Source organism: Sorangium sp. So ce281 (genome assembly GCF_051527395.1).
Taxonomy (GTDB): domain Bacteria; phylum Myxococcota_A; class Polyangia; order Polyangiales; family Polyangiaceae; genus Sorangium; species Sorangium cellulosum_B.
This window is the reverse complement of sequence record NZ_CP150322.1, coordinates 9847895-9864478: the sequence shown is the minus strand read 5'-3', so window position 1 is coordinate 9864478 and position 16584 is coordinate 9847895. Positions and strand designations below refer to the sequence as shown.

The window sequence follows — 16584 nt, the reverse complement described above, 5'->3', positions numbered from 1 at the left end:
GGTGGACGATCGGCGGCGCAGCGTCTCCTCCGACCCCGTTCGTCCCTGGCATCACTGTAGGCGCTCGAACTCTGCCTTCACGGCCGCGAGGCGTGCCTCGCGCTGCGCGCCGAGCTGTTCGACGCGGCGCCGAGCGGCGGATAGCTCGTCCTCCAACGCGAGGATGCGGTCGATGCTCGACTCCTCTGTCGGTCCACTCCACCTCCTCGAACAGCCGCGCCGCGGCGCCTGGCGTGGCCCGGTGTGCGGCGACCTCGGACCTCTCGCGCAGCGGGCGCGCAGGTCTAGGGAGCGCTGGAACGTCCCGTCGATCGTCACCGGGCGCTCCAGCTTGCTCCTCGGCGCGACCCGCAGGACGCCGAGCGGCCTCTCGCTCGCCTCGGCGAAGTTCACCGCGTTGAAAGCCCTCGGTGCTGGCGTTTTTCACGATGTCCAGCGCACGTGTACGCGCCGATCCCAGCCGCCGCGGTTCTCGAACACGTACCTGCGCCGGTGCTTGCGGACGAAGTGCTCCTTAAGGACCCCGCCGTCGAAGATCAGCGGCTGCGTCGCGTCCGCCGGGCGCTCGGTCGCCCGGAGCTCAACGTTGAAATCCGCGCCGAACAGGAGGAACGCGCGATCGCGCAGCTTGAGGCGCGGCATCCACGTCTCCCCGGCGAAGCCGCTCGCGTCGTAGATGGCGACAGGCCCCGCGGGCAGCGTCTGCGCGGTGGTGTTCGCGACGCGCGCGGCGGTGCGGCCCCGCTCCGCCTCGCCTTCGAACCCCGTGAGCCGCTGCGCCTCGACGTCCTGCTGGGTGAAGGGGACGAGCGCCGAGCCGTGGGCCCGCAGGTGCAGCCCCTCGGCCAGCCGGTACGTGAACAGCGGGCCGTTCTCGACGCCGGCCGCCTGGGCGAGGTCGGCGAGGTTGGCGATGCTGAGTAGCTCACGCTTCGCGGTGCTCCCGTCGGGCGTGGTCACCCCGCCGAGCGCTCTCCGGGCACGCGTGGCGTAGCCCCCTCTCAGTCCACCGCCGCCCGCGCCGAAGCCCCGTCCGGTGCTCGAGCCATCGACGTTGTGGCCCCGCAGCAAGTTGAAGGTCCTGTCGGCGAGCCGCAGGACGGTCGGCCGCGTCGTGTTCCAGCCGGACGCCAGCGAGGCCATGGGCGCCAGGGCGAGCGCGAGCGCGTTCTGGTCCATCCCGCTCGGCGAGCTCACGCTCTCGCCGTGGGCGGGCTTCACGTGGCTCATGATGGACGAGTCGCTGCGGGGCTTCATCGGCGCCGACAAGGACGTCTACACGCCGTACGGCGCCAGGCACGACACGCAGGCCTCGCTCGGGGCGCGCCTGCGGTACCGGCCGTTCGCCGACGCGCTCGTCACGGCGGGCACGTCGCTGCGCCTGAGCCCGGCGCCGTCGGCGCTCGACCGCATCGACGCGACGCTCGACCTCGACCTGCTCCCCGGCAGGGGGCTGTGGCCGTGGATCCAGCTTGGCTGGCTCGCGAGCTACCGGCCGGTGAACGAGACGCGCGACGAGGCCTTCCTGCGCGACGCGTTCACCGCGGGGCTCACGTTCTGGAGCTGGCTCGCCCGCGGGCACCGCGCCTCGCTCGGCGCGGAGGGGACGTTCCTGTTCGACGTCCCGAGCCTGGCCGAGACCTCGCCGCGCGTCTCGGGGTTGATCTTCCTCCGCTACGACTACACCGCCCGCCGCGGCCTCCGCGACTTCACGCCGGCGTCGACGCCGTTCCGCGATCGGCAGGAGGAGGGGAGCGGGCGCATCGAGCGGGAGCGGCCCGCCGTCGAGCCCTCGTGGGAAGAGCCGTGAAGCAGGCTGCCCTGCCGGCGCGGGCGCGCGCCCTCTCGCCGGACGACGCGTGCCCCGCGTCCCCCGCGGATTGACCGGCTCGTGGTGCAGGTGCAGGCCGCCACAGGCGCCTGCAGCGGTAGGAAGCGGGCCGCGAATCTGCGCGCTCGTGCGACATCGACGAACCCGCAAGAACCATTGAACGGAAACACGTCGAGAGGGAACGCACGCGCATGACACTCAGCAAGCTCTCGATTCCGCTCTTCTGCATGGCGTCGCTCCTCCTGGGTTGCCCGAGCAGCTCTCCCGAGGAGGCAGACACCACCTACGACGAGCTGCTCCAGCAAGGGGTGGACAAGATCCGCGCTGGCGGGATCGTCGCCGTGCATGCCGAGGTGCTCGACGGCGACCGACGGATCCTCGCCCGCAGCGGCGTGGCGCAGCTCGGCGGCGAGCAGCCGATCGACTTCGACAGCTACTTCCGGATGGGCAGCAACACCAAGACGTTCGTCGCCGTCGTCGCGCTGCAGCTCGCCGGAGAAGGAGCGCTGTCGCTGGACGACACGGTCGAGCAGTGGCTCCCCGGCGTCGTGTCGGGCAACGGCAATGACGGCTCGCTGATCACGATCCGCCAGCTGCTTCAGCACACGACCGGCCTCTACAACTACACCGGTCAGGAGGAGCCGAGTCTGGCCGCGCTGCGCTCCGCCGACGAGTACATGCAGCATCGGCTCGACCCCATGGAGCCGGAAGACCTCGTGGCGCTCGCCATGGAACACAAGCCGAATTTCGAACCGGAGACGCAGTGGGCCTACTCCAACACGAACTACGTGCTCGCCGGCATGATCATCGAGCGCGCCACCGGAAATCACTGGAGCGAGGAGGTCGAGGTGCGCATCCTCGATCCGCTCGGCCTGGACCGCACGTTCGAGCCAGGCGGCGAGACGGATCTGCCTGCCCCGCACGCCGTGGCATACCAGCAGTACGAGGTCGGCGGGCCGCTCATCGACGTCACGATCGCGAACCAGAGCTTCGCCGACGCCGCCGGCTCCCTCGTCACGACCACCGCGGACCTCGCGAAATTCTGGCGGGCGCTGAGCGAAGGCTCGCTGCTCGGGCCGGAGCAGATGGCGGAGCTCCACGACACGGTCCCGGCGCCGGCCTTCGACGCGATCGCGCCTGGCTCCGGTTATGGTCTCGGGATCCTGTGGATCCCGACCAGCTGCGGTGGAGGATACTGGAGCCATGCCGGCGACACGCTCGGGTACTCGACCCGGAACGCCGCGAGCGACGACGGCTCGCGCGTCGTCGTCATGTCGCTGTCGACGTCGACCAACGACATCGAGGCCAGCTACGCCACGATCGTCGACACCTTCGAGATCATCGATCAGCTCATGTGCGCCGATTGAACGTGCGCCCGGCGCGAGCGGCGCGGCCGCCCCGAGCCGTCCGAGCGCCGCGCAGCTCGGCCCGCTCGATCCCGGGCAGATCCTGGGTCATCGAGTCTATTTTTTGACGGTTGAATGCACAAAGTGCAACTTCCACTCATTTCCAACCTTCTTGAAAATCGCGCTCTCCAGAAAGTCGCGTGCAATGGTGCTCGCGTCGTTCTGCGCCCACCGACGGGCTGCGCTCCGCCGGTGTGAGCTGGACGAAATCCGCGAGCGCGCCGGCAGCTCTTGTCAGCGCACGAGGGGCTCCGAGGCGTGCTTCAGGCCGGTCAGCACCCTGTAGCGGGCGGCGATGGCCTCCAGCTCGCCGGGAGCGAAGACGTCCTCGATACGGTCGAAGCCGTCGGGCGCGCGCTCATAGGCGATCTGCAAGCACTGCTCCGGACCGTTGCGGCGATTGGACGCGACGATGGCGGCGGTAGCCGGCAGGCGCTCGGCCTCGTAGGCGGCCAGCGCCTCCACCGGATCGGCATGGGCGGCGAGCGCGCGGACCAGGGCGCGGGCGTCCAGGATGGCCTGGCTCGCCCCGTTGGAGCCGTTCGGATACATGGGATGGGCGGCGTCGCCCAGCAGCGTCATGCGCCCATGGCTCCAGCGCGGCAGGGGATCGCGGTCGACCAGCGGGAACTCGTAGATCGCCTCGGCGCTCCGGATCAGGTCGGGCACATCCAGCCAGCCGAAGCGCCAGTCCTCGAACCTGGGCAGGAAGTCGGCGGGGTCGCCCCGCCGGTTCCAGTCCTCCCGTCGCAGGCTCCTGGCGAACGCGAGATCGGCCGCCCAGTTGATCTTCTGGCGGCCGTCCGGCCCCGGTGGGGAGATCGGATAGACGACGAACTTCTGGTCCTGGTGCCCGGCGATGATCATGCTGGCGCCGGTGAGGAAGGGCATCGCCAGGGTGGTCCCCCGCCAGAGGATGTGACCGCCGTAGATCGGAGGCCCCTCGTCCGGATAGAGGCCGGCGCGCGCCGCCGAGTGGATGCCGTCGGCGCAGATCAGGAGGTCGGCGGAGACCTTCCAGGCCACGCCCTCGCGGTTGAGGAAGCGCGCCACGATGCGGCCCTCGCCCTCTTCGTGGTCCAGGAGGCGCCGATCGCAGAGCACCCGGTCGGGGCCCAGCCGCTCGACGGCGGCGTCGAACAGCACGCCTTGGAGGGCGCCGCGGTGGAGGGAGAGCTGCGGCGTGGCATGACCCGCGAAGCGGCCGCGGGGCTCGCCCCAGATGCGCTGGCCGAAGCGGTTGAAATAGAGGAGCTCGCGGGTCGCCACGCTCTGGGCCAACAGAGCCTCGAAAAGACCCAGCTCGCCCAGCACCTCGGCGGCGTGGGGCAGGAGGTTGATGCCGACCCCGAGCGGCAGGATGGTGGGCGCCGCCTCGAACACCGTCACCTCATGACCCGAGGCGTGCAGCGCCAGCGCCGCGGCCAGGCCGCCGATCCCACCGCCCGCGACGATCACCTGCATAAGTCCTCCCGTAGACATGCGGCTCGACGCCGCCCCTCGTTGAAGCCGCCGCCGATCGCCGGCACGGCGGCCGCGGAGGGTCATCATCGCGGCCGCCGAGCATTGAAACAAGCGCGCCGAGCGGTCCACGGTTCCTTACCACGATGACCTCGCCGTCGCTCGAGGACAGCACGTACCTGGCATCCAGCACCATGCCCGGTCGGAGCAGCGGGTCGTCTCCTCCCCATCAGGTCCTGAAGGTCGTCGAGCAGGAGGCCCTCGGGATCACCCGCAGGCTACATGTCCGAGAACTCGATCCTCTCGAACTCGAGGAGCAGCGCGAGGTTCGCGGGATCGGTGCGCGACGGCGCGAAGCCGATCCACCGGAGGCCGCTGGCCCTCGCCCTTTCCCATGTCGCGCGGCATGCCGCGAACCAGTCACGAACGAACTCGTCCTGGCTATCTCGGAACTCTTCCGGCCGGTACATCATGGATCGATAAGACTGGAGCATTACGACCTTCATGAACGTGGACAGCTCGACGTCGCGCGGCTGCTCATCCGACCAGGCCAGCATCCCCTTGGTCAGCTCGTAGCTCACCCTCGCGTCCGGATCCTCCGTGAGCGCCTCGATCTTCGCCCGGTCGGCGGGCGGGAACAGCTCGTTCGAGTCACTGTCGAACAAGTCGTTCATTCGACGAGCGTACACAGGTGTCCATACCGCGTCCAGGGGCCGCCCGCGTCCGCTTGGCGGCCGCGCGCGTGACGCAGCGTGCGGCCAAGGACACTGGCGAGCGCCTGCGGTGGAGCTCTCGCTTGTCGAACGGCTCTCCTCGCATGTCGTGGGGATCGACGTCGTAGCCGGTGTCGGACGTCCCGAAATGGGACTCTTGATGTGAACTCTCTCCGGGCGAATGCGACCACTACCGACCGGCGCGCAGACGCCGTCCTGGACCGCGCCGGCCGCGACCGCGCACGCCTCGCACGCCCCATCGCAGGCCGAGCTGCAGCAGACGCCGTCCACGCAGCGCTCGCTGCCGCCCCCGCACTCCGCCGCGGAGCTTCAGGGCTCGCCGGGGCGGCGGCGCTCCAGGGTGAACAGCTCGGCGCTCGCGATCGGGACGACGTCGTCGCCCGTCGCGCCATCGTAGTCGCCGATGAGGCCGCCCGCGAGGAGGACCCTGCCGTCCAGGAGCAGCGTCGCCGTGTGATAGCCGCGCGGGACGAGCATCGACGGGCCCAGCGTGGAGCGGCCCGCCGTGGGGTCATAGATCTCGGTGCTGTCGTGAAAGCGAAGACTCGGGCAGGGCCACGATCCATCGTCGCAAGGGAGCATGCGCTCCATGCTCCCCGTGAGCAGGACCTGCCCGTCCGGGAGCGACACGGCGCGTTGGCCGACGATATCGTAGCCGCCAAACGAGCGGGTCGCTCTGGGGACCAAGGAAGACCCTGCCGTCGGCGAGCAGCGCGGCGCCGTCGCTGTTGCCGTACCCGCCGCGCAGCAGCCTGGCGCCGACGTGCCATTCGCCGGTCGCGGGATCGTAGATCTCGCAGGTGGACGTCGCCTCTCCGCCCCCGCCTGCGACGAGGACCCTGCCGTCGAGGAGCCGCGTCGCCGTGTGGTGCGCCCGCGCGACGCTCATCGAGGCGGCGGCCCGCAGCGGGAGCCGCGCCTGCTGCGCGACGCCGGGAGCGCCGCGCTCGGGCTATCCCCCGGCGCAGCCCGCGACGAGGGCGAGGCTCAGCAAGAGAGGCACGAGGAGCGCGGCGCGCCCCCCGCACCGGTCGACGAGATCGCGCGCGCTCCGCCGGCAGCGCGGAGCCCAGGACGGTGATCGAGGACGGCCCATGGTTTCGCCTTTCCTTTGGTGAGAGCCCACGACATACCGGACGGACCGACCTTCGCGGCCGACGCCGCGCTTCGCGTCTGGTGCGCGCGCCCGACCCCAAGTTCACGGCGCGCGCGTCGCGATCGAGGTCCTCGCCACGCGGTGGTCCGGTCAGGAGCGTCGACGGCGGGACCGTCGAGGTCGCGCGGCTCGTCCGTCCCGTCTTCGTCGTGGATCGCGCCGAGCGACCAGCCCCTTGCCGAGCGGGAAGCTCGCCCATGCATCGACGGGGCCGCGTCCACGCCACGGCCCGCGGGGCGAGCGACGCGCTGCAACGGAGAGTCTTCGCCTGCGCCACCGATCTGTCACGAGCGCGGAGCATGCTGTTTCCCAGGAACATGCGGATCGACCCGCCAGCCACACTGGGACGACACACCGTGACCCTGTACATCGGGCCCGTGGAGGACGAAGGCCCCGAGGCCAGCGAGTCGTTTGGCGAAGCCATCTGGTTCGACCGCCGGGATCCACGATCCATTCGCCGCGCCCAGGAGATCCTCCGGGACCGGCTGCGGCTCTCGGTCGCGCCGACGCTGTGCGACGAGCCTCCGCCTGGCCTCGGGGCAGCGCTGGGCCGGATCCTCGCGGCCCTCGTCAACGTGCTCGAGCGCTGGCATCGGCGCCACGCCGGTGAAACCCACCTTGCGCTCGAGCCGCGAAGGACGGAATCGAGCCGCAAGGCGTCTCCATCCTGTTAGCGCGTGTCGGCAAACCTGAACAAACAGGCGTTTCGGACTCCGAGAGGTCCCTGCTGGTGATCTCGTCCCACGGCCGCTCCTCCGCGAGCGCGGCTCGGTCACGCCCGTGGCCGGCGCCTCGGCGGAGAGGCCGCCGTGAGAGGGGTTCTCGGTCCTCGCCGCCGCGAGCGGGTCGATCCTGAGCTTCGGAAAGGCGCGGGCGCTGGAGCTCGCGCCGATCCGCGTCAACGTGCTGATGGCGGGCGGATCTCTCCAGGGCCGGCGCGTCGTCATCGTCGACGGCACGAGCGGAGGCCGAGCGCCCTGGTCACTGGCCGGCAGGCGGCTGCCAGAGCTCTACCTTGTTTCCTTCTGGATCGATGACCCAGGCAAACTTCCCGTACTCGGAATCGTCAATCTTCTCGAGGACGTTGCAGCCTTCTTCGCGCAAGGCCTTGACGAGGGCGTGGAGATCCTCGACCCGGTAGTTGACCATGAACGTCGCAGTGCTGGGCGCAAACTGGTCGCCTTGCGCCGAAGCAATGGACCAGACGGTCGTTCCAGCGACCGGCTTACCTTCACCGTCGGTCCAGGTGAAAGCCGTGCCACCCCATGCTTGGACATCGATTCCGAGGTGCCGCTTGTACCAGGCCTGTAGCGCCGGAGCGTCTTTGGCTTTGAAGAAGATGCCGCCAATGCCAGTGACACGCTTCATGGAACCTCCGAGGACGGGTGGTGGTGAGGGAGCGCGTGTTTTCCACGACCTGACGCCTGAGTCAAGCCGTGTCGCGAAGCGGGGTCGGCTTGGACGATCTGCTGGCTATCACTTGGCTATCACTTGGTTATCGCTCCATGGGTTGGCGGATGATGGTCTTCCACTTGGCCGGATCGGCGCGACGTATGTCGCTCAGATACACCTCGTGGTGCTTTCCTGCAAGCGCCGAGCGCGCAACGATAAAATCATGGACTCGCTGAATGGTCGGCCCTTCTTCAGTGAAGGGGCCAATGTGAAGTATCTGGGCGCATGATCCTTCGCTGAAATTCTCCAGTCTGAGCGCGTCCAGCGCGGGGAGTGCCTTCTTCCGCCTCACTTCCGCCATGGCCGCCTGAATCATCGCCTCCTCCACGAAATGAGGCTGCATGATCATCATCGTCCATCTCCACCTCGACCTGTCGTTGGAGGTGAAGACGGACATGTCATCCGACCACCAGAGACCTTCGAGAGGCATGACGGCGTAGTCGATTCCTTGCGACCCCTTCTTTGTCATGAACTTCGTCGTGTAGGCAACGGAGAACAGCGCTTCCACTGCCTCGGCATACGCCTGTGATGTGTTGGGGTCGCCCTCGCCGTCGATCATGAGGAACTGAAATGTCGGCACTTCAACCTGGACCACCTCCTTCGCGGATGCCTGGTAGAGATGTTTGAGTTCCCGCTTGAGATCAATTTTCGACACGAATCCACCTGATGATATGGAGGCGCGCCGCCTCCGCAGAGGGCGCAGCTCGGCTCGGGCTCGCGGCGTCACGCGCTGCAGCCGCCGTCCGCCGGGGTCGCCGCCGGGGCGAGCGCTGCCGAGAAGCGCGCCATGTGAGGATCGACGTCCTCGGCGCGCATGCCCTTCTGGATCGCGCCCTGGCGGAGCGCCTGCAGCACGCGCTCGAGATCCTCGCGCGACGGCGCGTCGTAGGAGGCGTGCACGTCCTCGAAGACGTGGCGGAAAGCGGGCTTCAGCGCCTCGGGCTCGCCGGCGTTCATGGACACGAAGCACGCGAAGACCTCGTCGCGGACGGCGCTCAGGTCCTGCGCGGCGCCGTGGATCACCGGATGCTTCCCCTGGTGCCAGGCGCTCATGCCGCCGGCCATCGAGGCCACCCGCCTGAAGCCGCGCTGCTCGAGGTCGACCGCCGCCTTGCCCGACCGGTCGCCGCCGCGGCAGACCGTGACGATCGGCAGCTCCCGCTCCCACGTCGAGGCCGCGTCCTCAAGCCTCTTCCGCGGCACGAGCTCCGCGCCGGCGATGTGCCCCAGGGTCCCGACGTACTCCTCGGGCTCCCGCACGTCGACCAGCCGCACGTCGCAGCCGTGCGCCGCGACCCACGCCGCCGGCACCTCCGGCGTCCCCGTCGACGTCCGGACGACGGGCGCCCAGGCGCGCTCGGGCTTCGGCTCGCCGGTCACCGTCTCGCCGTCGGGCGTCCCGCACTGCAGGTTCGACGGGACGGCCACCTCCATCTGTTTCGGCTTCGCCAGGTGGAGCTCGCTCATGATCTTCACGAACTCCTCCTCGGTCCGCCCGCTGCGGAGGCGGGGGTTCAGCCGGAGCTCCTCGGCGACGGTCGTCACGGTCCGCCCCTTGTAGTCGTGGGCCGGGTAGAGGAGCGTCTCCGGCGGCAGCGTGAAGATCTGGTCGCGCACCGAGCGATAGAGCTTCCGCGCGTCGCCCTGCTGGAAATCGGTGCGCCCACAGCTCCGGATGAGCAATGCGTCGCCCGTGAAGGCCATCGACCTGTCCGCGGTGACGTAGGTGACGCAGCCGTCGGTGTGGCCCGGGGTCTCGCGGACCTCGAGCGCCTGATGGCCGAACCGGATCACGTCGCCCTGCTTCACCGGCACATCGGCGCAGGCCACGCTGCCCTTGGCGGAGAGCACGGTCCGGCAGCCCAGCCGCCGGCGGAGGATGCCCGCGGAGGTCACGTGATCGGCGTGCACGTGCGTGTCGAGGGTGTAAATGAGCTTCAGGCCGAGGTCGCTCAGGAGCTCGATATCCCGCTCTACCTGATCGCGCACCGGATCGATGAGCACGGCCTCGCGGGTGACCGGATCCGCCAGGAGATAGGTGTACGTGGACGACGTGGGATCGAAGAGCTGTCGGAACAACATAACAATACCTCCAGAGACCTAGAGTACCGCATGAGATGGATTCGCGTCGTGCGCCGCGGTATCCCTCGGGCCCCGGCGCCGGGAGCCCCGCCGACGAAGGAGCAGCGCCGAGGCGACGCCCGCGACCGCGACGCCGGCCAGCAGGTACGGCCAGTACGCGGCGAGCACCGCGGCGAGCACCGGCGCCGGGATCTGGCGGCCGAGCATGTACACGCCCATGGCCACCAATGCGCGACGCGGCCGCTCGAATAGGCGCCGAGCATGGCCGCGGCGCCGAACACCAGGGCCGTACGCCACCGGACGCGGCCGGCACGCGCGTGGGGAATCAGGGCCGCGGCGCTGGTCACACCGACGACGAGCAGCGACGTGGCGATCGCGCTCTTCGTCTCCGCCCCGAGCGCATAGACGAGGATGGGGACGGTCAGGATCGAGCCTCCCCCGCCGAGCAGGCCGAGCGAGACCCCGACGAGCACGGACAGCGTGAGCCCGAGGAGCATGCCCGTGTCCTTGCGAGCACCGTACCAGTGGCTTTGACGGCGTAGGAGAGGTGCCCGCCACATCGCCATGCACAGGCTGCATGCCGCGCGCAATCCGGGCACCCCGATGACGGAGACCAGCGCGGGATAACGCAGGGCGCGGCCGCCGTGCTCCGTATCGCGCGCTTCCGTGAAGCGCGCCGCCGTGGTGCACAATCCCTCCCTGCGCGCCGCCTTCGCCTCACGCGCGGAGCGGGCGCGCTGTCCGCGGTGGGTATATCCCTTGCACGCTGTCGTGCGAGGGAGATACCAAGCCATGAAGAAGGTGCGGGAGATCGGGTTGGCGGCGGCGATGGCGCTGGCGCTCGCGGGGTGCGCGGCCCAGCCGGGCGCGGCCGCGGCGACGGCCCATGGCGAGACGCGCGCGGGCTGCACCCACGAGGGATGCGCCGGCAAGAAGAAGGCCTCGTGCTCCTGCTGCAGCGGCCACGGCGACGGTCATCAGAGCCAGCCGCAGCGCGGCGGGAGCGGCGGCGAGGGCAGCGGGGCGCACGCGGGGCACGGCGGCATGATGGGCGGGATGGGGCACCACGGCCGCGCGCAGATGGGGATGCACGGCGCGGGGCCGCGCGGGGGCGGACACGGCATGGGCGCGCCCGGCGGACACGGGCCCATGGGCGGCGACTCCGCAGCTTCCTCGGACATGCAGCTGTTCCATTACCTGCTCGATCACCGCGGGCAGATCCGCCGGAAGATCACGATGCTGCCCGATGGCGTGGAGACGCTGACCGAATCCGATGATCCGGCCGTGGCGCAGGGGATTCGCGATCACGTGCAGGCGATGCGCCTCCGCCTGGAGGAGCGCCGCCCGATCCACGCCCGAGATCCCCTGTTCGCCGCGATCTTCGCCCACGCCGACCGGATCACGATGACCACGACCAGCACCGACAAGGGCATCCGCGTGAAGGAGACCTCCACGTCGCCCGAGGTCGTCCGGCTGATCCAGGCCCACGCGACCGTGATCGACGCGTTCCTGGCGAACGGGCGCGCCGAGATGCACCGCGACCACCCGGCGCCGCAGGCGAAGCCCTGACGGGCCCGCGAGGGGTGGTCCGCCGGCCTCAACAGATGCGCGGGAGCTGCTCCCCCGAGAGCGGCCTGATAGGGCTCGAAGAACAGGAATTGCAGCGCGGTCCGCGTGCACATCACGCCGGACGAAGGGTCGAGCACGTCGCAATCCGCGCCGCTACAATGCAGGCACTCGCGATCGAGGTGCGGCGCGCTCGTGTGCACTCGCCAGCGCGTGCCGCCGATGGGTGGGCGGTTACGGCGCGACGGCGAGCCCGGCGTGCCGCAACGCCCGTCGAAGCCCGGCCCCGCCGAGTCCGAGCGTCAGCGCGACACCACACACGATCTCGCCACACGGCGCCGACGTGCTGCGCTGGCAGGGGCCCCAGCTCGCCGGAGAGGCCGCGGACTCGGACGCGGGCGAGCTCGAAGAATCCCCGGCCGCGACCCCCGCGCCGGAGCCCGCGCGGCCTATTCCTGCAACGGGGCCCCGGGGGGCGACGGCGGCGAGGGCGGCTATGGCGGCCCGGCGGCGCGGCGGCAACTCGATCGGTATCGCAACCCTCGACGAGGACCGGCTCACGGCCCTGGGCGTCACCTTCACGCTGGGACCGCCGGCAACGGCGGCATCGGCTGAGACGACCAAGGCGAGATGATCTCGGGCGAGGACGGCGTCGCCGTGGAGAGGCGCCGGTTTCCTGAATCGCTGGGGTGGAGCTCGCCCGCGCCGGCGCAACGTCCCGCCGATCGCCTGCCGGCAAAGACCGTCCGATTCATCGCCTTGTCGGGCCGCGTCCGTCCATCGTCAGGAGAGCACTTCGGTGGCCGTCTTCGCCCCGAGGACGTTCTCGATCCAGCGGTCGAGGGTCGCGACGTCCGTGCATGCCCGGATGCGCGCGCTCTCGTCCTCGGTGAGCACGATCCCTGCACGCGCAAGCAGCCGCAGCAGCGTGTCCCTCTTGCCCTCACGCATGCCCTTGAGCTCGCCCTCACGCATGCCCTTGAGCTCGCCCTCGCGCATGCCCTTGAGCTCGCCCTCACGCATGCCCTCGAGCTTGCCGCGATCGATGAGCCTTTGCAACGACGGGGGAAAGGTCGCCTCGCCTTCGATCTGCCGTTCCATGACCAGTGCCTCCAGAGCCTGTCTCATCGGCTCACGCAACCCGTTCCAGATGACCTGAAAATAGACCATCGCGTGCGCCTGGTCGAGCCGGCCGAGGGCAGCGAGCGCCGCCTGCACCACGGTCAGCCCGCTCGGCCCGTTGCCGTGCGCCACCGCCGAGAGCACGGCTAGCTCGATCTCCGTCTCCGCGTCGGCCGGGTCCGTGATCTCGGGCACGACCGCTGGACCGAGCACCAGCGGATCGACGTGGCCGCGACCCAGGCCGAGGTCGATGTTCTCCGCCGCCCAGGCCGCCACGCCCGCGTCCGGCGCGACCACGAGGACGATCGTGCCGCAGCGCTTCCTGGCGCGCACGACCGCGACGTACGCTGGCCACGAGTACTTCTTGTCCGGGTCCACGTCGCGCTGCACCTCGATGACGATCGCCAGCACCAGCACGTCGCTCTCGTCGCGAAGCTCGAGCACCAGATCGGCGCGGTACTCCACCGGGATGAGCTGGTCGAGCGACGACTCGACCACCGCGACCGAGGCGTGCGGCGGCACCTCGACGTGGAGGAGCATCGCGAGCAACCGGGGCGCGAGCTCCGGGTGCTCGCGGAACATCTCGACGAGGGCGTTGTGCTCGAGCGTCGGCATGACGCTCGGCCTCGAGCACGCCCCATGCCGGCACGAAACGCCGGGGAGATGCGAAGAGAGCTCCAGCTCAGGGGGTGGCGGCGCCATGGCGGACGGGGCGGCCAGCGACGCCGGCTGGGAAGCGGACTGGGCCGGCGACGGCGGCTGGGGCACACCGGGCCAGGGCGGCGGCGGAGGCGGCGTCCGCTCGTACGGGGACCACGGGATCTACGGCGCGCGAGGCACCGTCGGCGCCCCCGGCCAGGGCATCGGGCGCATCAGCGAGGCCGGCTGGGAAGCGGACTGGGCCGGCGAAGGCGGGCGGGGCACGCCGGGCCAGGGCGGCGGCGGCGGTCGCAGGGGCGGGCTCGGCGCGTGCGGCGCGGCGTCCAAGCGGGGCGCCGGGGGAGGGGGAGGAGCGGGCGGGGCCGGCGGCTGCGGCGGACGAGGCGGCAAGGGGGCGAGAACGGCTACCCGAGCATCGGCATCGTCGCGCTGCACGCTCATGCATCTGCCCAGATCACACGGACATCGTAGGGCGCCATGAGCCGATCGGCGGTGACGAGCTGGATGTCCTCGACCTGGGCCTGCGCGACCAGGATCCGATCCAGTGGATCCTTGTGATGCGGGGGAAGTCCGGCGATCTGGAGGGTGTGCCGTTGCTCGATGGGCAGAGAAAGGTGACCGAGGGCGGCCATGCGAGAAGGAATGTATTCAGCAGGCGGGATGGGAAGGGAGAGCTTTCCGAGCGCGTGCTTGCGGACAATTCCCCACGCTGTCGCTGCCGAGATGTAGACGTCAGTACCTTCTGCGACGAGCATCTCCAGGACGTCGCGCCTGATCCTCTAGAGAGCGACAAACGGGTTAAAACCACGAGAGAAAGCAGGAATTTCACAGGGAGCAGCCGTCTTCAGCTCGGCAACCGTTGAAACCATCGTTGCTTCAAAGAGCGCTTCGAGCCCAGGCGGCCGAGGTGCGTGTCGCCGAACGCCGTCCCGTACTTGAGCCCATAGCCCAGCATCCGATCGAAGCCGATGTGCCCGACCCAGATCGCCGCGCCGAGCAGCAGCGCCGGCGAGCCGAGCGCGACCGACGCGACCGCGAGCAGCGCCGGAGCCAGATGGCTGTGCCCCGCGTTGTAGGCCACCGCGCCCACCCGCGGGCCCGCAAGGTAGCCGAGCAGCGACAGGTCGGGCAGGAGGAACAGCGCCGCGAACCATCCCCAGCTCCCGCCCAGGTGCCCGTAGGCGAGCAGCGCTGCTCCGAGCACGAGCGCGCCCTCGAGGCGCAGGAGCGCGCGCGGCATGCCCTTGGCCCCGCCCGCCGAGACCTCGCAGGCGGGCTGCGGCACGGGGCGGCGGGTAGAGGGAGCAAGGTCGAGCGCAGGGAGCGTCGTGGCGGCGGTCATGGTCGTTCTCCTCGTCGTGCGTACCGGCGCGGGTGCCGGCGACGTGGAGAGCATGGTCGCCGCGGATGCTCATGAACATTGTACAAATGCGTCCATCCGCTCATCATCTTTTGATGAGCCCAGCCGAGCCCTCGTGGGACCTCTACGGTGCCTTCCTTGCCGTCATGCGCACCGGCAGCCTCTCCGCCGCCGCGCGTGCCCTCGGCGTCGCGCAGCCCACCGTGCGCCGCCAGATCGAGCAGCTCGAGTCGCAGCTCGGCGTCGTGCTCTTCACCCGCGCGCCGAACGGCCTGGTGCCGACCGAGCTCGCGCTTGCCACGCTGCCCTACGCCGAGTCCATCGCTGCGAGCGCGCGCGCCCTCGTGCGCGCCGTGTCGAGCCCCGCCGATGCCGACCGCGGCACCGTGCGCGTCACGTGCAGCGAGGTCGTCGGCGTCGAGGTGCTCCCCCCGATGCTCGCCGCGCTCCGCGTCGCTCATCCGCGCCTCCAGATCGAGCTCGTCGCCACGAATCGCACCGAGGATCTCCTGCGCCGCGACGCCGATGTCGCCGTGCGCATGGCGGAGCCGACGCAGGCCGGCCTGGTGAGGCGCTGCGCCGGGCGCGTCGAGCTCGGCCTCTTCGCCACCAGGGCGTACCTCGCCGCGCGCGCTGCCCCGACGTCGCTCGCGGGGCTCGTGCCGGACCACGCCCTCATCGGCGCCGACGGCTCCCGCGCCATGATCGACGCGCTCGCCGCCGCCGGGCTCGTCACCAGGCCGCGCGATTATGCGTTCCGCAGCGACAGCGACATCGCGCAGCTCGCCGCGGTGCGCGCCGGCCTCGGCATCGGGGTGTGCCAGCTCCCGCTCAGCCGGCGGCCGGTGCCGCTCGTGCGCGTGCTGCCCGCGCTCGCCTTCCACCTGGACGTCTGGGTCGTCATGCACGAGGATCTGCGCGCCGTGCGCCGCGTCCGCCTCGTCTTCGAGCACCTCGTCGCGCTGCTTGGTGCCTACGCGACCCAGGGACGCGCAACACGGCCGGTGGCGGAGAAGGCCCGGCCGCCGGGCACGCGGGGAAGGCCCAGCTCGGGCCGAGCGGCGAGGGCCCGTTCATGACGGCCGAGGTGGCTACCTGGCGCCGCGGTGCTCGGAGCTGGCCAGTCAGGCCGCCTCTGGGCCTCTCTCTGCACGGAGGCGTCACGAGGGACGTCGCGCGGTCGGCGACCATTCGAGCCGGAGCTCCGGATACTCCTGCCCAAAGGGGTCGCGCTCCAGCTGCGCGGCTTTGCTGAACTCGACATCTCGTGCGCCGTCGACGTAGAGCAGCCGAAACGGGCGGCAGCTGCCGTCCACAAAGGCGACGCAGAAGGTCGTGAACGGATTCGTCAGCCCCGCGGGGCCAAGGATGAACGCTTCAAGCGCCGTACGATCGGCGAAGCCCCGGACAGAGGACGCTGGCACATGGGCGTCGTGATCGACGACGAGGAAGCGATCGTTCAGCTCGAGCTCCGTGGAAAACGGCGGCTGAAGAACGCCGGTCGTCATTTCGATCCTGGAGAGCGTCTCCAAGAGGTCGCCGCCGTCGAACGCCCAGGGATCAGCGACAGCGCATGCGGTCAGGGCGTCGGCCAGCTGAATCAGGTTCATGGAAGCGCTCATCCACTCGTTAGCCAGGACAGCGATGGCGACTGCTGGAGCCCGATACGCCACGCAGACACAAGTCCTCGCTTGGATTGCGTGTCGATTGCAATCAGAAGCTCACGATCATGAACGACCAGCGCGACCTCGAGC

General features: G+C 70.1%; 16 protein-coding genes and 3 pseudogenes. 5 read left to right on the top strand and 14 right to left on the bottom strand.

The window, feature by feature from the left end; genetic code table 11:
• Window positions 1-423: 423 nt before the first annotated feature.
• Window positions 424-1230 carry a hypothetical protein gene (locus WMF27_RS37650; RefSeq protein WP_437943407.1) on the bottom strand — a complete coding sequence of 269 codons (807 nt, stop codon included), beginning with the start codon at window positions 1228-1230 and terminating at the stop codon, window positions 424-426.
• Here WMF27_RS37650 and WMF27_RS37645 point away from each other — a divergent pair.
• Window positions 1229-1810: a hypothetical protein gene (locus tag WMF27_RS37645; protein ID WP_437943406.1), complete on the top strand. Its 582-nt coding sequence runs from the start codon at window positions 1229-1231 to the stop codon at window positions 1808-1810. The genes WMF27_RS37650 and WMF27_RS37645 overlap by 2 nt on opposite strands.
• 212 nt (window positions 1811-2022) lie before the next feature.
• The gene (locus tag WMF27_RS37640; RefSeq protein ID WP_437764079.1) at window positions 2023-3198 is read left to right on the top strand and encodes a serine hydrolase domain-containing protein; all 1176 of its coding nucleotides are present in this window, start codon (window positions 2023-2025) and stop codon (window positions 3196-3198) included.
• 273 nt (window positions 3199-3471) lie between these two features.
• Here the strand turns inward: WMF27_RS37640 and WMF27_RS37635 are convergent, their stop codons facing one another.
• From WMF27_RS37635 to WMF27_RS37620, 4 genes and pseudogenes are all read right to left on the bottom strand, one after another.
• Window positions 3472-4701 carry a flavin-dependent oxidoreductase gene (locus WMF27_RS37635; RefSeq protein ID WP_437764080.1) on the bottom strand — a complete coding sequence of 410 codons (1230 nt, stop codon included), beginning with the start codon at window positions 4699-4701 and terminating at the stop codon, window positions 3472-3474.
• 275 nt (window positions 4702-4976) lie between these two features.
• Window positions 4977-5372 (bottom strand): hypothetical protein, encoded by a 396-nt coding sequence (locus WMF27_RS37630; RefSeq protein WP_437764081.1) that lies wholly within the window; start codon window positions 5370-5372, stop codon window positions 4977-4979.
• Window positions 5373-5741: 369 nt separating this feature from the next.
• Window positions 5742-6119: a hypothetical protein gene (locus WMF27_RS37625; protein WP_437769999.1), complete on the bottom strand. Its 378-nt coding sequence runs from the start codon at window positions 6117-6119 to the stop codon at window positions 5742-5744.
• A gap of 76 nt (window positions 6120-6195) precedes the next feature.
• Window positions 6196-6321: pseudogene (locus WMF27_RS37620) on the bottom strand (kelch repeat-containing protein); the annotation flags it as partial.
• A 623-nt stretch (window positions 6322-6944) separates the two neighbouring features.
• Here WMF27_RS37620 and WMF27_RS37615 point away from each other — a divergent pair.
• A complete protein-coding gene (locus tag WMF27_RS37615; RefSeq protein ID WP_437764082.1) occupies window positions 6945-7262 on the top strand; it encodes a hypothetical protein in 318 nt (105 codons plus the stop codon).
• A 307-nt stretch (window positions 7263-7569) separates the two neighbouring features.
• Here the strand turns inward: WMF27_RS37615 and WMF27_RS37610 are convergent, their stop codons facing one another.
• The 5 genes and pseudogenes from WMF27_RS37610 to WMF27_RS37590 form a co-directional block, all read right to left on the bottom strand.
• Window positions 7570-7956 carry a VOC family protein gene (locus WMF27_RS37610; protein WP_437764083.1) on the bottom strand — a complete coding sequence of 129 codons (387 nt, stop codon included), beginning with the start codon at window positions 7954-7956 and terminating at the stop codon, window positions 7570-7572.
• A gap of 127 nt (window positions 7957-8083) precedes the next feature.
• The gene (locus WMF27_RS37605; RefSeq protein ID WP_437764084.1) at window positions 8084-8695 is read right to left on the bottom strand and encodes a GyrI-like domain-containing protein; all 612 of its coding nucleotides are present in this window, start codon (window positions 8693-8695) and stop codon (window positions 8084-8086) included.
• A 356-nt stretch (window positions 8696-9051) separates the two neighbouring features.
• Window positions 9052-10122: pseudogene (locus WMF27_RS37600) on the bottom strand (MBL fold metallo-hydrolase); the annotation flags it as partial.
• An 18-nt stretch (window positions 10123-10140) separates the two neighbouring features.
• Window positions 10141-10341 (bottom strand): hypothetical protein, encoded by a 201-nt coding sequence (locus WMF27_RS37595; RefSeq protein ID WP_437944568.1) that lies wholly within the window; start codon window positions 10339-10341, stop codon window positions 10141-10143.
• Window positions 10335-10619 (bottom strand): annotated as a pseudogene (locus WMF27_RS37590) (TSUP family transporter); the annotation flags it as partial. The pseudogene WMF27_RS37590 and the gene WMF27_RS37595, both read right to left, overlap by 7 nt.
• Before the next feature lie 295 nt (window positions 10620-10914).
• Here WMF27_RS37590 and WMF27_RS37585 point away from each other — a divergent pair.
• Entirely contained in the window at window positions 10915-11691 is a 777-nt protein-coding gene (locus WMF27_RS37585; RefSeq protein ID WP_437943405.1) for a hypothetical protein, read from the top strand.
• 780 nt (window positions 11692-12471) lie between these two features.
• Here the strand turns inward: WMF27_RS37585 and WMF27_RS37580 are convergent.
• The 3 genes from WMF27_RS37580 to WMF27_RS37570 all read right to left on the bottom strand — a co-directional run bounded on the left by WMF27_RS37580 (window position 12472) and on the right by WMF27_RS37570 (window position 14812).
• Window positions 12472-13425 (bottom strand): hypothetical protein, encoded by a 954-nt coding sequence (locus WMF27_RS37580; RefSeq protein WP_437764086.1) that lies wholly within the window; start codon window positions 13423-13425, stop codon window positions 12472-12474.
• Window positions 13426-13907: 482 nt separating this feature from the next.
• Window positions 13908-14225: a type II toxin-antitoxin system VapC family toxin gene (locus WMF27_RS37575; protein WP_437764087.1), complete on the bottom strand. Its 318-nt coding sequence runs from the start codon at window positions 14223-14225 to the stop codon at window positions 13908-13910.
• Between the two features lie 89 nt (window positions 14226-14314).
• Window positions 14315-14812: a DUF4260 domain-containing protein gene (locus WMF27_RS37570; protein ID WP_437943404.1), complete on the bottom strand. Its 498-nt coding sequence runs from the start codon at window positions 14810-14812 to the stop codon at window positions 14315-14317.
• Between the two features lie 113 nt (window positions 14813-14925).
• Between WMF27_RS37570 and WMF27_RS37565 the strand changes: the two genes are divergently transcribed.
• Window positions 14926-15909: a LysR family transcriptional regulator gene (locus WMF27_RS37565; RefSeq protein ID WP_437943403.1), complete on the top strand. Its 984-nt coding sequence runs from the start codon at window positions 14926-14928 to the stop codon at window positions 15907-15909.
• Window positions 15910-15990: 81 nt separating this feature from the next.
• On the opposite strand, the gene WMF27_RS37560 is transcribed toward WMF27_RS37565, so the two are convergent.
• Window positions 15991-16440: a hypothetical protein gene (locus WMF27_RS37560; protein ID WP_437943402.1), complete on the bottom strand. Its 450-nt coding sequence runs from the start codon at window positions 16438-16440 to the stop codon at window positions 15991-15993.
• Window positions 16441-16584 lie beyond the last annotated feature (144 nt).

Coding starts and splice junctions, on each gene's coding strand:
- WMF27_RS37645 (WP_437943406.1), top strand. CDS start 1,229: ATGATGGACGAGTCGCTGCGGGGCTTCATCGGCGCCGACAAGGACGTC.
- WMF27_RS37650 (WP_437943407.1), bottom strand. CDS start 1,230: ATGAGCCACGTGAAGCCCGCCCACGGCGAGAGCGTGAGCTCGCCGAGC.
- WMF27_RS37640 (WP_437764079.1), top strand. CDS start 2,023: ATGACACTCAGCAAGCTCTCGATTCCGCTCTTCTGCATGGCGTCGCTC.
- WMF27_RS37635 (WP_437764080.1), bottom strand. CDS start 4,701: ATGCAGGTGATCGTCGCGGGCGGTGGGATCGGCGGCCTGGCCGCGGCG.
- WMF27_RS37630 (WP_437764081.1), bottom strand. CDS start 5,372: ATGAACGACTTGTTCGACAGTGACTCGAACGAGCTGTTCCCGCCCGCC.
- WMF27_RS37610 (WP_437764083.1), bottom strand. CDS start 7,956: ATGAAGCGTGTCACTGGCATTGGCGGCATCTTCTTCAAAGCCAAAGAC.
- WMF27_RS37595 (WP_437944568.1), bottom strand. CDS start 10,341: ATGGGCGTGTACATGCTCGGCCGCCAGATCCCGGCGCCGGTGCTCGCC.
- WMF27_RS37585 (WP_437943405.1), top strand. CDS start 10,915: ATGAAGAAGGTGCGGGAGATCGGGTTGGCGGCGGCGATGGCGCTGGCG.
- WMF27_RS37580 (WP_437764086.1), bottom strand. CDS start 13,425: ATGCCGACGCTCGAGCACAACGCCCTCGTCGAGATGTTCCGCGAGCAC.
- WMF27_RS37575 (WP_437764087.1), bottom strand. CDS start 14,225: ATGCTCGTCGCAGAAGGTACTGACGTCTACATCTCGGCAGCGACAGCG.
- WMF27_RS37570 (WP_437943404.1), bottom strand. CDS start 14,812: ATGACCGCCGCCACGACGCTCCCTGCGCTCGACCTTGCTCCCTCTACC.
- WMF27_RS37565 (WP_437943403.1), top strand. CDS start 14,926: ATGAGCCCAGCCGAGCCCTCGTGGGACCTCTACGGTGCCTTCCTTGCC.
- WMF27_RS37560 (WP_437943402.1), bottom strand. CDS start 16,440: ATGAACCTGATTCAGCTGGCCGACGCCCTGACCGCATGCGCTGTCGCT.